11 protein-coding genes are annotated in these 14,830 nt (G+C 61.7%); 6 read left to right on the top strand and 5 right to left on the bottom strand.

Annotation, left to right across the window (positions count from 1 at the left end; translation table 11 throughout):
- Positions 1-164: 164 nt before the first annotated feature.
- Positions 165-398, bottom strand: a complete 234-nt coding sequence (locus C4J90_RS04825; protein WP_124361369.1) for a hypothetical protein — start codon at positions 396-398, stop codon at positions 165-167.
- A gap of 212 nt (positions 399-610) precedes the next feature.
- Between C4J90_RS04825 and C4J90_RS04820 the strand changes: the two genes are divergently transcribed.
- The 6 genes from C4J90_RS04820 (at position 611) to C4J90_RS04795 (ending at position 10,334) form a co-directional block, all read left to right on the top strand.
- Positions 611-1,777 carry an efflux RND transporter periplasmic adaptor subunit gene (locus tag C4J90_RS04820; RefSeq protein ID WP_124419315.1) on the top strand — a complete coding sequence of 389 codons (1,167 nt, stop codon included), beginning with the start codon at positions 611-613 and terminating at the stop codon, positions 1,775-1,777.
- Positions 1,774-4,869 (top strand): multidrug efflux RND transporter permease subunit, encoded by a 3,096-nt coding sequence (locus C4J90_RS04815; RefSeq protein ID WP_124419314.1) that lies wholly within the window; start codon positions 1,774-1,776, stop codon positions 4,867-4,869. Before C4J90_RS04820 ends, C4J90_RS04815 begins: the two co-directional genes overlap by 4 nt.
- Before the next feature lie 31 nt (positions 4,870-4,900).
- Positions 4,901-5,578: a heavy metal response regulator transcription factor gene (locus tag C4J90_RS04810; RefSeq protein WP_124361366.1), complete on the top strand. Its 678-nt coding sequence runs from the start codon at positions 4,901-4,903 to the stop codon at positions 5,576-5,578.
- Entirely contained in the window at positions 5,568-6,932 is a 1,365-nt protein-coding gene (locus tag C4J90_RS04805; protein WP_124419313.1) for a heavy metal sensor histidine kinase, read from the top strand. Before C4J90_RS04810 ends, C4J90_RS04805 begins: the two co-directional genes overlap by 11 nt.
- A gap of 404 nt (positions 6,933-7,336) precedes the next feature.
- Positions 7,337-8,659: an OprD family porin gene (locus C4J90_RS04800; RefSeq protein WP_124419312.1), complete on the top strand. Its 1,323-nt coding sequence runs from the start codon at positions 7,337-7,339 to the stop codon at positions 8,657-8,659.
- 187 nt (positions 8,660-8,846) lie between these two features.
- Positions 8,847-10,334: a sensor domain-containing diguanylate cyclase gene (locus C4J90_RS04795; protein WP_124413885.1), complete on the top strand. Its 1,488-nt coding sequence runs from the start codon at positions 8,847-8,849 to the stop codon at positions 10,332-10,334.
- A 50-nt stretch (positions 10,335-10,384) separates the two neighbouring features.
- On the opposite strand, the gene lpxC is transcribed toward C4J90_RS04795, so the two are convergent.
- The 4 genes from lpxC to C4J90_RS04775 form a co-directional block, all read right to left on the bottom strand.
- A complete protein-coding gene (gene lpxC, locus C4J90_RS04790; protein WP_003171886.1) occupies positions 10,385-11,296 on the bottom strand; it encodes a UDP-3-O-acyl-N-acetylglucosamine deacetylase in 912 nt (303 codons plus the stop codon).
- Positions 11,297-11,408: 112 nt separating this feature from the next.
- Positions 11,409-12,605 (bottom strand): cell division protein FtsZ, encoded by a 1,197-nt coding sequence (ftsZ, locus tag C4J90_RS04785; RefSeq protein ID WP_003216225.1) that lies wholly within the window; start codon positions 12,603-12,605, stop codon positions 11,409-11,411.
- Between the two features lie 75 nt (positions 12,606-12,680).
- The gene (ftsA, locus tag C4J90_RS04780; RefSeq protein ID WP_057724626.1) at positions 12,681-13,943 is read right to left on the bottom strand and encodes a cell division protein FtsA; all 1,263 of its coding nucleotides are present in this window, start codon (positions 13,941-13,943) and stop codon (positions 12,681-12,683) included.
- A 15-nt stretch (positions 13,944-13,958) separates the two neighbouring features.
- Positions 13,959-14,828 carry a cell division protein FtsQ/DivIB gene (locus C4J90_RS04775; RefSeq protein WP_124413884.1) on the bottom strand — a complete coding sequence of 290 codons (870 nt, stop codon included), beginning with the start codon at positions 14,826-14,828 and terminating at the stop codon, positions 13,959-13,961.
- Positions 14,829-14,830 lie beyond the last annotated feature (2 nt).

Raw genomic sequence — 14,830 nt, 5'->3', positions numbered from 1 at the left:
GGAAACGTCCTTTTCCGGAGAGAGCTGCGTCGCCATGTCCCGATACAAATGATCAGGGCAAGGCGATGCTGCGCAAGCTTTCAAGAAACGGTCGCGGACCTACAATAAGAAATATCGACGCGAGTTGTAGGCAATTGCCTATACGGCGAATATGCGCATTACTCTCAACGTTTACCCATCGAACGACGCGTACCCGGCGGCGCCATGCCCGGTGTTTTGGTATGGCCATTCTTCGCGCCACCTTTGTACCAGGGCTGGGCGGCCTGCTTGGCCCCAGCCAGTTCACCCGGGTTGAAAGGGAACTTGAACGCCGGGATTTCGGCTTTTTCAACGCCGTCGGCATCGACCGAATCGACGAGGTCGACCGCTTCAACGGGGGGTTGGATCGGGGAAGTCATAAGGGCTCCGGCGCAGCAATGTGTGTAAAGGCGTGAGTATACGGGGCCGGAGCTTTCAGCGGTAAGCTTCAAGCCGCAAGTTAAAATCGCTCAGCTGTCACGGCTGTCAGTTTGCAGTCATCGTGCTGACCGGCTTACGGGGTTATAAGGCATTCACATAAACTTGCAGCTCGCAGCTTGAAACTTGCAACTGCGCTTTCGGCGTTCCTCCTATGCCCATAAAACGAAACACGGCCCTGCTGGTGGGCGCCCTTCTGGTCCTGGCGCTGGCAGCCTGGACCTTGACTCGGCCCGCCAAGGCCCGGCTGGCGGCACCCAGCGCTATTCCCGTGCGCGTGGTAAGCGCGGCGCAACAGGATGTCCCGCGGTTCGTCAGCGGCATTGGCACGGTGTTGTCGTTGCACAGCGTGGTGATCCGCCCGCAGATCGACGGCATCCTCACCCGGTTGCTGGTCAAGGAAGGCCAACGGGTGAAGGCCGGTGACTTGCTGGCAACCATCGATGACCGTTCGATCCGCGCCAGCCTCGACCAGGCCAAGGCGCAATTGGGGGAAAGCCAGGCGCAGTTGCAAGTGGCGCAGGTCAACCTCAAGCGCTACAAGGAACTGAGTATCGACGATGGCGTATCGAAGCAGACCTACGACCAGCAACAAGCCCTGGTGAACCAGCTCAAGGCCACCGTGCAGGGCAACCAGGCGGCGATTGATTCGGCTCAAGTACAACTTTCCTACACCCAGATTCGTTCCCCCGTCAGTGGTCGCGTTGGCATTCGCACGGTGGATGAAGGCAACTTCCTGCGCATGAGCGATACCCAAGGCTTGTTCTCGGTCACCCAGATCGACCCGATCGCGGTTGAGTTTTCCCTGCCGCAGCAGATGTTGCCGACCTTGCAAGGCCTGATCGCCGCCCCGCAAAAAGCCAGCGTCGATGCCTACCTGGGCGCCGATACCGACGGCCAGACCGGCGACCTGCTGGGGGAAGGCCACTTGAGCCTGATCGACAACCAGATCAGTTCCACCACCGGCACCCTGCGCGCCAAGGCCGAGTTCCCGAACGGCACGCAGAAGCTGTGGCCGGGGCAACTGGTGACCATCAAGATCCAGACCGCCCTCGACAGGAACGCCCTGGTGGTGCCGCCGACGGTGGTGCAGCGTGGCCTGGACTCACATTTCGTGTACCGGCTCAACGGTGAGCAGGTGGAGGTGGTGCCCGTGCAAGTCACCTACCAGAACAGCGAGCTGAACATCATCAAGGGCGTGCAGGCCGGGGATGTGCTGGTTAGCGATGGCCAGTCGCGGCTCAAGGCGGGCGCCCAGGTGCAAGTGCTCAAGGAACCGCCGCAGGTGATCCAGACCGTCGACGCCAAGGTGCAGCCATGAGCGGCAGCCGCTCGCCTTCGGCCTGGTGCGTCGATCACCCGGTCGCCACCCTGCTGCTGACGTTTGCCTTGGTGCTGCTGGGGATCATTGCCTTCCCGCGGCTGGCCGTTGCGCCACTGCCGGAAGCGGAATTTCCGACGATCCAGGTCACTGCGCAATTGCCCGGTGCCAGCCCGGACACCATGGCCTCATCGGTGGCAACGCCGCTCGAGGTGCAATTCAGCGCCATCCCCGGCATGACCCAGATGACCTCCAGCAGCGCCTTGGGCTCGAGCCTCTTGACCCTGCAATTCACTCTGGACAAAAGCATCGACACCGCCGCCCAGGAAGTGCAGGCCGCGATCAATACCGCCTCCGGCAAGCTGCCCAGCGATATGCCGAGCCTGCCGACCTGGAAGAAGGTCAACCCGGCCGACAGCCCGGTGCTGATCCTCAGCGTCAGCTCCGCGAGCATGCCGAGCACCGAACTGAGCGACTACGTGGAAACCCTGCTGGCGCGTCAGATCAGCCAGATCGACGGTGTCGGCCAGATCAACATCACTGGCCAGCAGCGCCCGGCGATTCGCGTGCAGGCCTCCCCCGACAAACTCGCGGCAGTCGGCTTGACGCTCGCGGACATCCGCCTGGCCATCCAGCAATCGAGCCTGAACCTGGCCAAAGGCGCGATCTACGGGGCCAACAGCGTGTCGACCCTGTCGACCAACGATCAACTGTTTCACCCCGACGAATACGGCCAGTTGATTGTGTCCTACAAGAACGGCGCACCCGTGCAACTGCGGGATATCGCCAAAGTCGTCAACGGTTCGGAAAACGCCTACGTGCAGGCCTGGTCAGGCGATACGCCGGGGGTTAACCTGGTGATTTCGCGCCAGCCGGGGGCGAATATCGTCGACACGGTCGACCGCATCCAGCAAGCACTGCCGCGCCTGGAAGCCATGCTGCCGGCGTCGGTGCAGGTCAGTGTACTGACCGACCGCACCAAGACCATCCGCGCCTCGCTGCATGAAGTGGAAATGACCCTGCTGATCGCGATCCTGCTGGTGGTGGCGGTGATGGCGCTGTTCCTGCGCCAGCTGTCGGCGACGTTGATTGTGTCTGCAGTGCTCGGTGTATCGCTGGTGGCCAGTTTCGCGCTGATGTATGTGATGGGCTTCAGCTTGAACAACCTGACCCTGGTCGCCATCGTGATTGCCGTGGGCTTTGTGGTGGACGATGCGATCGTGGTGGTGGAAAACATTCACCGTCACCTGGAGGCCGGCCTGGGCAAGCGCGAAGCCGCGATCAAAGGCTCCGGCGAAATCGGCTTTACCGTGGTGTCCATCAGCTTCTCGCTGGTGGCGGCGTTTATTCCACTGCTGTTCATGGGCGGCGTGGTCGGGCGGCTGTTCAAGGAATTTGCGCTGACGGCCACCTCCACCATCCTGATTTCGGTGGTGGTTTCGCTGACCCTGGCGCCCACCCTCGCCGCACTGTTCATGCGTGCGCCAACCCATCACGCCCATGCCAAACCGACCTTCAGCGAGCGCCTGCTGGCCGGCTATGCGCGCAACCTGCGGCGAGCCCTGGCCCATCAACGCAGCATGGCGGCGATCTTCGTGGTGACCCTGGCCCTGGCCGTGGTCGGCTATGTGTTTATCCCCAAAGGCTTCTTCCCGGTGCAGGACACCGGTTTCGTGCTGGGCACCAGCGAGGCGGCAGCCGATGTGTCGTACCCGGACATGGTCGCCAAGCACAAGGCACTGGCCGACATCGTCAAGGCCGACCCGGCGGTGCAAGCTTTCTCCCACTCGGTGGGTGTGACCGGCAGCAACCAGACCATCGCCAACGGGCGCTTCTGGATCGCCTTGAAAGACCGGGGTGATCGCGATGTGTCGGCCAGCCAGTTCATCGACCGCATCCGCCCGCAACTGGCGAAGGTGCCGGGCATCGTCTTGTACCTGCGCGCCGGCCAGGACATCAACTTGAGCTCCGGCCCCAGCCGCGCCCAGTACCAATACGTACTCAAGAGCAACGACGGCCCGACCCTGAACACCTGGACCCAGCGCCTCACCGAAAAACTGCGCAGCAACCCGGCCTTTCGGGACCTGTCCAACGACCTGCAATTGGGCGGCAGCATCACCCACATCACCATCGACCGCCAGGCCGCGGCGCGTTTTGGCCTGACCGCCACCGACGTCGACCAGGCGCTGTACGACGCGTTCGGCCAGCGCCAGATCAACGAATACCAGACCGAGATCAACCAGTACCAGGTGGTGCTGGAGCTGGACCGCCAACAGCGCGGCAAGGCCGAGAGCCTGAACTATTTTTACCTGCGCTCGCCGCTGACCAACGAGATGGTGCCACTGTCGGCGCTGGCCAGGGTCGATCCACCGAGCGTGGGGCCGTTGTCCATCAGCCATGACGGCATGTTCCCGGCCGCCAACCTGTCGTTCAACCTGGCCCCCGGCGTGGCACTGGGGGATGCGGTGATCATGCTCAACCAGGCCAAGAATGACATCGGCATGCCCAGCACGATCATCGGTAATTTCCAAGGCGCGGCCCAGGCCTTCCAGAGCTCGCTGGCCAGCCAGCCGTGGCTGATCCTCGCGGCACTGGTCGCGGTCTACATTATCCTGGGCGTGCTGTACGAGAGTTTCGTGCACCCGCTGACGATCATTTCCACCTTGCCCTCGGCGGGCCTGGGCGCGTTGATCATGCTGTGGCTGCTGGGCCAGGACTTTTCGATCATGGCCTTGATCGGCCTGGTGCTGCTGATCGGCATCGTCAAGAAAAATGGCATCCTGATGATCGACTTCGCCCTGGAGGCCCAGCGCGTACGCGGCCTGGCGCCTGAGGACGCGATCTACGAAGCCTGCGTCACGCGGTTCCGGCCGATCATCATGACCACCCTCGCCGCCCTGCTTGGCGCGGTGCCGTTGATGCTCGGCTCAGGCCCTGGCGCGGAGCTGCGCCAGCCTCTGGGCATCGCCGTGGTCGGCGGCTTGCTGGTGAGCCAGGCGCTGACGCTGTTCACCACGCCGGTCATATACTTGTACCTTGAACGATTTTTCCACAGGCCCAAACCAGCGCTCGCGCTGGCGACCACACACTGAGGCCAAGGCCCCGCCCTGGAACAAATGGCTGATGCGCGTCCTGATTATTGAAGATGAAGAAAAAACCGCGGACTACCTGCACCGTGGCCTGACGGAGCAAGGCTACACCGTCGACGTGGCGCGCGAGGGCGTCGAGGGGTTGCACCTGGCGCTGGAGAACGACTACGCGGTGATCGTGCTCGACGTGATGCTGCCGGCGCTCGACGGGTTTGGCGTATTGCGTGCTTTACGCGCACGCAAACAGACACCGGTGATCATGCTCACCGCCCGCGAGCGCGTGGAAGACCGCATCCGTGGCCTGCGTGAAGGCGCCGACGACTACCTGGGCAAGCCGTTTTCGTTCCTGGAACTGGTGGCGCGCCTGCAGGCGTTGACCCGCCGCAGTGGCGGCCATGAGCCGGTGCAGGTGACGGTCGCCGATCTGTGGATCGACCTGATCAGCCGCAAGGCCAGTCGCAACGGTGTGCGCCTGGACCTGACCGCCAAGGAGTTCTCGTTGCTCAGCGTATTGGCGCGACGCCAAGGTGAAATCCTGTCAAAGACGGCGATTGCCGAGATGGTCTGGGACATCAATTTCGACAGCGACGCCAACGTGGTCGAAGTGGCGATCAAGCGTCTGCGCGCCAAACTCGATGGGCCGTTCGAGCACAAGCTGCTGCACACCATTCGTGGCATGGGCTACGTGCTGGAGAACCGCAGTGCCGACTAACTCCATCGCCCTGCGCCTGAGCGGGATGTTCACCCTGGTGGCGCTGCTGATCTTCGTGCTGATCGGCGGCGCGCTGTACCAGCAAGTGGATCGCGGCCTGGGACTGTTGCCGGGGGCCGAGCTGGATGCGCGCTACAGCGTGCTCGAATCCTCGGTGAACCGCTTCGGCACGCCCGAGCATTGGGTCAAGATCAAGGCCAAGCTCAAGCTGCTGGGGGAGGAAGACAAGCGCATTCGCTTCTGGGTGGTCAGCAGCGACCCAAGTTACGAATACGGTGAACCGGATGCGCAGATTCGCGCCTTTGCCCAGGGCCCGACCGGTAAACGCGACCTGCACCTGCCCGGCCACGATTACCCGTTCAAGGTGCTGGTGAGCCAGTTTGCCGCCAAGGATCAACGCCCACCGCTGCGCTTCATGATCGCCATCGACATCGAGAACTTCCGCGCCACCCAGCATCATCTGCTGGTAGCGCTGATCAGCCTGGCGCTGGTCGGCGTAGTGATGGCCTCATTGCTGGGCTTCTGGGTGTCGCGCATCGGCCTCAAGCCACTGGAAAAACTCTCGGACGAAGCACAGAAACTCGCGCCGCCCAAACTCTCCGGGCGCCTGCAACTGTCACCGCTGCCGCCGGAACTGAGCCAGTTCGTCAATTCGTTCAACGCCACCCTCGACCGCGTCGAACTCGCCTACTCGCGCCTCGAATCCTTCAATGCCGACGTGGCCCATGAACTGCGCTCGCCGCTGACCAACCTGATCGGCCAGACCCAGGTCGCGCTGACGCGCGGGCGTTCGGCCGAGCATTATTTCGAGGTGCTGCAATCGAACCTGGAAGAGCTGGAACGGCTGCGCTCGATCATCAACGACATGCTGTTCCTCGCCAGTGCCGACCAGGGCAGCAAGGCCACCAAGCTGATTGAAAGCTCCCTGGCCGATGAAGTCGCCACCACCCTCGACTACTTGGACTTCATCTTCGAAGATGCCCAGGTTCAGGTGCGGGTACAGGGCGACGCCCAGGTGCATATCGAAAAAGCCCATCTGCGCCGCGCACTGATCAACCTGTTGAGCAATGCGGTGCAGCACACCGCGCCTGGGCAGGTCATCGACGTGAACATCGATGTGCTGGAGCATCAGGTAACGATCGGCGTGACCAACCCAGGCGCGGTGATTGCCAGCGAGCACCTGCCTCGACTGTTCGAACGTTTCTATCGGGTGGATGCGTCGCGCAGCAACAGCGGGGCCAATCACGGGTTGGGGCTGGCTATCGTCAAGGCGATTGCGTTGATGCATGGAGGGGATGTGTTTGTGCGCAGCGAAGGCGGCGAAAATACCTTCGGCATCACCCTGCCCGTCTGACACGCCGCGATCAAAATGTGGGAGGGGGCTTGCTCCCGATGGCGGCGAGTCAGCTACAGATGAGCCGGCTGACCCACCGCTATCGGGAGCAAGCCCCCTCCCACAGGTGGACCGCGGCGCATCAGTTCAATCCAACCAGCCGCCCTAACTGTTACGATTTGGGCAACAGTCATTATCTTGTTACACTCTGTATCGCACCGCTCGCCTGCGTTACTTTGACGCATCGATGAGCGCGACGGCAAAAGCAGCCAGCCTCACCCGAATTTCCCTCGACTTATTTCCAGGGCTCTACACTGGGAATCTGTCTTAAAGCCGCTGACTTCAGCGGCTTTTTTTTGCCGTAAAAAAGGCCAGGCACACCTCACGACACTGGCCGTTCATGATTGACCAAAGGAGCTCCACCGGTGAAGAACTCGCTGACATTCACCCCGTTATTCCTCGCCATCGCAGCAACGATCACTCCCCTTGCCCACGGGGCAGACGCCACGCCCACCGAGGGTTTCGTCGAGGGTTCGCACCTCACGATCGACACCCGCAACTACTACATGAATCGCGACCGTCGCGACCTACATACCGATGACAGCAAAGAATGGGGCCAGGGCTTTATCGGTACCTTCACCTCCGGCTACACCCAAGGCACCGTAGGCGTCGGCCTGGACCTCAACGCCATGCTCGGCCTCAAGCTCGACGGCGGTGGTGGCACCGACGGTTCCAGCATCCTTCCGTACGGCAGCGGCAACGGCAAAGCGCCCGGCACCTTCTCCACCGCTGGCGGCACCTTGAAACTGCGCGCGTTCGATACCGAGCTGAAGGCCGGCGACCTGTTCCTCAACAACCCGGTGATCGCCGGCGGCATGACCCGCATGCTGCCGCAGACGTTTCGCGGCGTGAGCCTGGCCAACCACAGGCTCGACGGCTGGATGTTCGAAGGCGGCCAGGCCAGCTTCACCAAGCTCTACAACCAGAGCGGCCACCGGCGCATCGGCACCAGCTACGGCGCATTGCCGGCCAACGCCGACGCCCAGCACCTGAACTGGGCCGGTGTAGCGTTCAGCGGCATCCCCGGGTTGACCAGCAACCTGTACGCCGCTGAACTCAAGGACGTGTGGCACCAGTACTACTACGACCTCGAGTACACCTATGCACTGAACGACCTGGTCAGCCTGACCCCCGGCCTGCATTACTACCACACCCAGGACACCGGCCAGGCACTGCTGGGCGCTATCGACAACAACACCTACAGCCTCCATATGACCCTGGGCGTGGGCAACCACAGCGTTACCGCCGCCTACCAGCGGGTCAACGGCAACACGCCGTTCGACTACATTACCCAGGGTGACAGCGTGTACCTGGACAACTCCCAGCAATACTCGGACTTCAACGGCCCCAACGAGCGTTCGTGGAAGCTCAAATACGCCTACGACTTCGCCGGTCTCGGCCTGCCCGGCCTGACATCCGCCGTGTCGTATATCAGCGGCAAGACCGACCTGACCACGGTAGACCCGAACAGCCGGGGCTACAGCAGCTGGTACAGCGCCGACGGCAAGAATGCCAGGCACTGGGAGCGCGATATCGACCTGAAATACGTGGTGCAGGGCGGCAAGGCCAAGGACCTGGCGGTACGCCTGCAATGGGCGACCAACCGTGGCGGCAATGGCTACTCGGCGGTGGATCGGGATGTGGATGAGTACCGCGTGATCGTCGACTACCCAATCAACGTGTTCTAACCCCAATCTGAATAACAATGAAGGCCCAATGTGGGAGGGGGCTTGCCCCCGATGGCAGAGTGTCAGTCAATAATACTTTGACTGATTCGCCGCCATCGGGAGCAAGCCCCCTCCCACATTTTGCTTCTGCGCCATCTTCCAGAGTTGCTACTACGCTAAAGGCATCCTCAGAGCAGAAGTACGCCCGATGAGTTCAAGCCTTGCCCGCCCTACCCGCCGCCCGGAACGCCTGCTGATCCTGAGCAGCACCCTCACGGTGTTGCTGATCGTGGGCATCGTCATCGCATTGTTGAATCGCGAACACGCCAACACCTTGCAGACCGCCAAGCGCACCGCCACTACCATTACCCAGTTGATTGATGCCGATGTGCTACGCAACGTCGAGCTCTATGACATGGCCCTCAAAGGCCTGATCGCCGCGACCGAGCGCACTGACCTGCAGGGCGTATCCGCGAGCATCCGGCACCTGGTGCTGTTCGACCGCTCCGCCACAGCGCCGTACAAAGGCGACATCCTGTTGCTGGGCCCGAGCGGCGAGGTGATTGCCGACTCGTCCCTGCTCACGCCCAAGGCCGGCAACTTCGCCGACCGCGACTATTTCCAGATTCATCGCACCAATCCCGACATCGGGCTGTATATCAGTCGCCCGTTCAGGGCCCGCTGCGAATGCGATGACCCGTGGCGCATTGCATTCAGCCGCCGCGTTTCGTCGTCGGACGGGCGCTTCCTGGGTGTGGCTGTCGCCTCCATGCGTCTGTCGTACTTCCACCAACTGTTCAGCAGCCTGAATATCGGCAGCAACAGCACCATCAACCTGCTCAACCACCAGGGCATTTTGCTGGCGCAAGAACCGTTGCTGGAAGCGGATATCATCAACAAGGACCTGAGCCAGCGGCCCAATGTGGCGCGCATGCTGCGCGAGCGAGACGGCACTTTCCGCAGCGTCTCCAGCCTCGACCAGCTGCCTCGGCTCTACAGTTTCTCGAACGTGGGCGATTTGCCGCTGATCGTCGCGGTGGCGTTGGCCAGCGACGAAGTGTTCGCGCCATGGCGACGGGCGGCGTGGCTGGTCAGTCTCGCGACGGGGGTGCTCTGCATTGGCCTGTTGTGGCTGACCTGGGCGCTGTGCATGGAGCTGCGACGGCGTCACCGGGCCGAGCAGGTGCTGTCAGAACTGGCAGGTACCGATGCCCTCACTGGCCTGGCCAACCGCCGCACTCTCGACGAACGCCTGCGCCTGGAATGGGACCGCGCGCAACGTTCAACCGAGCCGTTGACGGTGCTGATGATCGACGTGGACCACTTCAAGGCCTTCAATGATCGCCATGGCCACCAGGGCGGGGACGACGCACTGCGCACGGTGGCGCAGGTGATCGACAGCAATATCCGCCGCCCGGCCGACCTTGCCGCACGTTACGGCGGTGAAGAATTCGCGGTGGTGCTGCCCGATACCGACGCCAAGGGCGCGTGGGTGATCGCCGAGCATATCCGCAGTGGTGTTGAGCACTTGCCACGGCCGGCATGGGACGAGCAGCCGATTACCGTGAGCATCGGCATGAGTACCTGGGAGAAGCGCAGCGGTATGTCCCTCGAGGACTTGCTGCTCAGGGCCGACCAGGCGTTGTATGAGGCCAAGCACAGTGGCCGCAATCGGACGATCAACGCCGGGGCATAAAAAAAGGCCACCCGAAGGCAGCCTTTAAAACTAAAGAAGAGAGTTGTTACTTACACCGCCGCAACGGGACGCATGTAAGAGATCGGTGCGGTGCTGGCATCTTCGAAGGTCACGACTTCCCAAGCGTCTGTCTGCTCAATCAACTTGCGCAGCAGCTGGTTGTTAAGAGCGTGGCCCGACTTGAAGCCTTTGAACTCGCCTATCAGGCTATTGCCCAGCAGGTAGAGGTCACCGATTGCATCGAGGATCTTGTGCTTCACGAATTCGTCTTCATAGCGAAGGCCGTCTTCGTTCAGTACACCATCCGCGTCGACCACAATGGCGTTTTCAACGCTGCCGCCGAGTGCGAGGTTGTGCTTGCGCAGGTACTCGATGTCACTCATGAAACCAAAGGTACGGGCGCGGCTGACTTCTTTTACGAACGAAGTGCTGGAAAAATCCACGCTTGCACTTTGGGTGCGGTCACGGAATACCGGGTGATCGAAATCGATCTCAAAGCTCACTTTAAAGCCTTCGAACGGGACGAAGGTGGCGCGCTTGTCGCCGTCTTCTACTGTCACTTCCCGCAGAATGCGAATGAACTTCTTGGCTGCGTCCTGTTCTTCCAGGCCGGCAGATTGAATCAGGAATACGAAGGGTCCAGCGCTGCCATCCATGATCGGGACTTCGGACGCGGAGAGCTCGACGTAGGCGTTATCGATGCCCAAACCGGCCATGGCCGAGAGCAAGTGCTCCACCGTGTCCACTTTGACGTCACCGTTGACCAATGTGGTCGACATAGTGGTTTCGCCAACGTTTTCCGCGCGAGCAGGTATCTGCACCACAGGGTCCAGGTCGGCACGCACAAACACGATGCCGGTGTCGACAGGTGCAGGCTTGAGGGTCAGGTATACCTTTTCCCCGGAGTGCAGACCTACACCTGTGGCACGAATAATATTCTTCAGGGTGCGTTGTTTAATCATGGCTTGGACCGCTTCAGCGCAAATTGCGAACTGGTATCAACAAAGGCTGGCGATAATAGCAGACCAGACCTTTGCTGAACACCAATCACCTTCATAGCCCTGATACATTCCATTAATCGGCCTGACGACGCAGGAATGCCGGGATGTCCAGGTAGTCCAGATCGTCTTGCGGATTCGGGCTACGGGACGCCGCAGCACCGGCCTGAGCCTGGTTGCGCATCACGGTCGGACGGTCCAGGTCACGGTAGTTCACCGACGGCAGTTCCTGGCGCGAAGGCGCTGGAGCGGCCGCTTGCTGGCTGGCGTGGCTGGTATGGACGGTATTGTCGATGACCTTTACAGGCTTCTCGATTTTTGCGCCCAGGCCGGTCGCAACCACGGTCACGTGCAGTTCGTCGCGCATGTCCGGGTCGATAACGGTGCCGACCTTGACCATGGCGTGCTCGGATGCGAAGGCTTCGATGATGCTACCCACGTCGGAGTACTCACCCAGGGACAGGTCTGGACCTGCGGTGATATTCACCAGGATGCCGCGCGCACCTTGCAGGTTCACGTCTTCCAGCAGCGGGTTGCGAATGGCTGCTTCGGTGGCTTCGCGTGCACGGTTCGGACCGCTGGCGCAGCCGGTGCCCATCATCGCCATGCCCATTTCGCTCATCACGGTACGCACGTCGGCAAAGTCGACGTTGATCATGCCGGGACGCTTGATGATGTCAGAGATACCGCGAACGGCACCGGCCAGTACATCGTCAGCCTTGGCGAACGCGGACAGCAGGCTGGCGTCCTTGCCCAGGATGGTCAGCAGCTTCTCGTTGGGAATGGTGATCAACGAGTCGACGCTTTCAGATAGCAGACGGATGCCTTCGTCGGCGATCTGCATGCGCTTGCGGCCTTCGAACGGGAACGGACGCGTCACAACAGCGACGGTCAGAATCCCCATTTCCTTGGCCACTTCGGCAATGATCGGCGCTGCACCGGTACCGGTACCGCCGCCCATGCCGGTGGTGATGAACACCATGTTGGTGCCTTGCAGCACTTCGGCAATACGCTCGCGGTCTTCCAGGGCGGCTTGACGGCCGACTTCCGGATTGGCGCCAGCGCCGAGGCCCTTGGTCACGGCTGTGCCCAATTGCAGGATGGTCCGCGCGCCGATGCTTTTCAGCGCCTGGGCATCAGTGTTGGCGCAGATGAATTCAACGCCTTCAATGTTGCTCTTGACCATGTGGTTGACAGCGTTGCCGCCGCCACCGCCGACACCGATTACTTTGATAACCGGGCTAGCGGGGATGTTGTCTACGAGTTCAAACATGTTCCCTCTCCTTTCGTTTTCTCTAGTTTTTTCGCCTACTGCTTATTACGGGTGTTGCGGTGTAGCGGTAAATCTTCAGAAATTGCCTTTTACCCAAGCCTGCAGCCGCTCGAACAACGGCGCTTTCGCTTCGTCATCGCTGCGGTAGCTGTCACGGATGCTCGGGCCCGACAGGGAAATGCCATCGGTCTGCTTTTGCAGCCCGTACAACAGCAAGCCCACACCGGTGGAATAAATCGGGTTGCGCACCACGTCGCCCAGGCCTTTGACGCCATGGGGCACGCCCAAGCGCACCGGCATGTGGAAGATCTCTTCGGCCAGTTCGACCGCGCCTTCCATCTTCGAGGTGCCACCGGTCAGCACGATGCCGGCCGGGATCAAATCTTCGTAGCCGCTGCGGCGCAATTCGGCCTGGATCAGGGTGAACAGCTCGTCGTAGCGCGGCTCGACCACTTCGGCCAGGGCCTGGCGCGACAGCTCGCGCGGTGGACGGTCGCCGACGCTTGGCACCTTGATGGTTTCACCGGCACCGGCCAGCTTGGCCAGGGCGCAGGCGTAACGGATCTTGATTTCTTCGGCGTACTGGGTCGGTGTGCGCAACGCCATGGCGATGTCGTTGGTGACCTGGTCGCCGGCAATCGGGATCACGGCGGTGTGACGGATCGCACCCTCGGTGAAGATCGCGATATCGGTGGTGCCGCCGCCGATGTCCACCAGGCACACGCCCAGTTCTTTTTCGTCGTCGGTCAGCACCGAGTAGGCCGAAGCCAGCTGCTCAAGAATGATGTCGTCGATTTCCAGGCCGCAGCGACGCACGCATTTTTCAATGTTCTGTGCGGCGTTGACGGCGCAGGTCACTACGTGGACCTTGGCTTCCAGACGCACGCCCGACATGCCCAGTGGCTCGCGAACGCCCTCCTGGTTATCGATCACGTAGTCCTGGGGCAAGGTGTGCAACACGCGCTGGTCAGCCGGGATCGCCACGGCCTGGGCGGCGTCGAGGACGCGCTCAAGGTCGGCCGCACTGACTTCACGGTCGCGGATCGCCACGATGCCGTGGGAGTTCAGGCTGCGGATGTGGTTGCCGGCCACGCCGACAAACGCCGAGTGGATCCGGCAACCGGCCATCAACTGCGCTTCTTCGATGGCGCGCTGGATCGATTGCACGGTGGACTCGATGTTCACCACCACGCCCTTCTTCAGGCCCCGGGACGGATGCGTGCCAATACCGACGATTTCGATCGTGCCGTCTTCACCGACCTCGCCCACCAGCGCCACCACCTTGGAGGTGCCGATATCGAGACCGACGATCATTTTGCCGCTTTGCACGTTTGCCATGGGTCCTGCCTCTTCTTAATTCTTCGCGACAGCGGGTTGTGCTGCCGTGGGCGCTACCGGTACACGCCAACCGACGGCCAGGCCGTTGGCGTAACGCAGGTCGACGCTCGCAATGTTCGTAATCTGTTCTTTCAAGGTTTTTTCATAGATGGCAATAAAGCGGCGCATCTTTTCCACCAAGCGGTCGCGTCCCAGCAACAACTCGATGCCCGGGCCGGAACTGCCTGCCCCGGTCGTCAGAAACCAGCTGCCCCGCTCACGCAATTCCAGGCGTGCGATGGAGAAGCCCAGTGGCCGCAGCATCTGGCTCAAGGCCTGGTACTGCTGCATCACTTGCTGTTGCGCCCGCTGCGGCCCGAACAGCTGCGGCAGGTGCTCATAGTTCGCCACTTCACGCGGCGCAAATGCCTGGCCCTGGTTGTTCAACAGCGCACCATCGCCCCAGCGGGCCACGGGCAGCTGTTCTTCCAGGCGGATCGTTACTTGGTCCGGCCATACGCGGCGGACTTCGGCATGGGCGATCCACGGCATCTGTTCCAGCTCCGCGCGCATGCCGGCCAGGTCAATGGTAAAGAAGCTCGCCGCCAGGAACGGGCTGATGCGCTGCTGTACCGCTTGCTGGCTGATATAGCTCAAGTCGCCCTGCACGCTGATCTTGGTGATCGGCCGGTCGGCATACGGCAACAGACGCTGCGCCCCTTCGTAGGTGCCAAAGCCCAGTACCACCAGCAACACCGGCCAGAACAGCGCCTTGATGAAACCAAAGTTGGCTTTGGGCAGGCGCGCCGACATCGGCTCTTTGGCCACCATGCGGCTGGCACCCCGTGGCACCGGCTTGCGGCTCGGTGCTTGTGGGGGCTGATGACGAAGCGATACGCCTTTCATGT

It is taken from the genome of Pseudomonas sp. R2-60-08W (genome assembly GCF_003852335.1).
Taxonomy (GTDB): domain Bacteria; phylum Pseudomonadota; class Gammaproteobacteria; order Pseudomonadales; family Pseudomonadaceae; genus Aquipseudomonas.
Note: the sequence above shows the minus strand (reverse complement) of the source record. Positions and strands in the feature narration are given on the sequence as shown.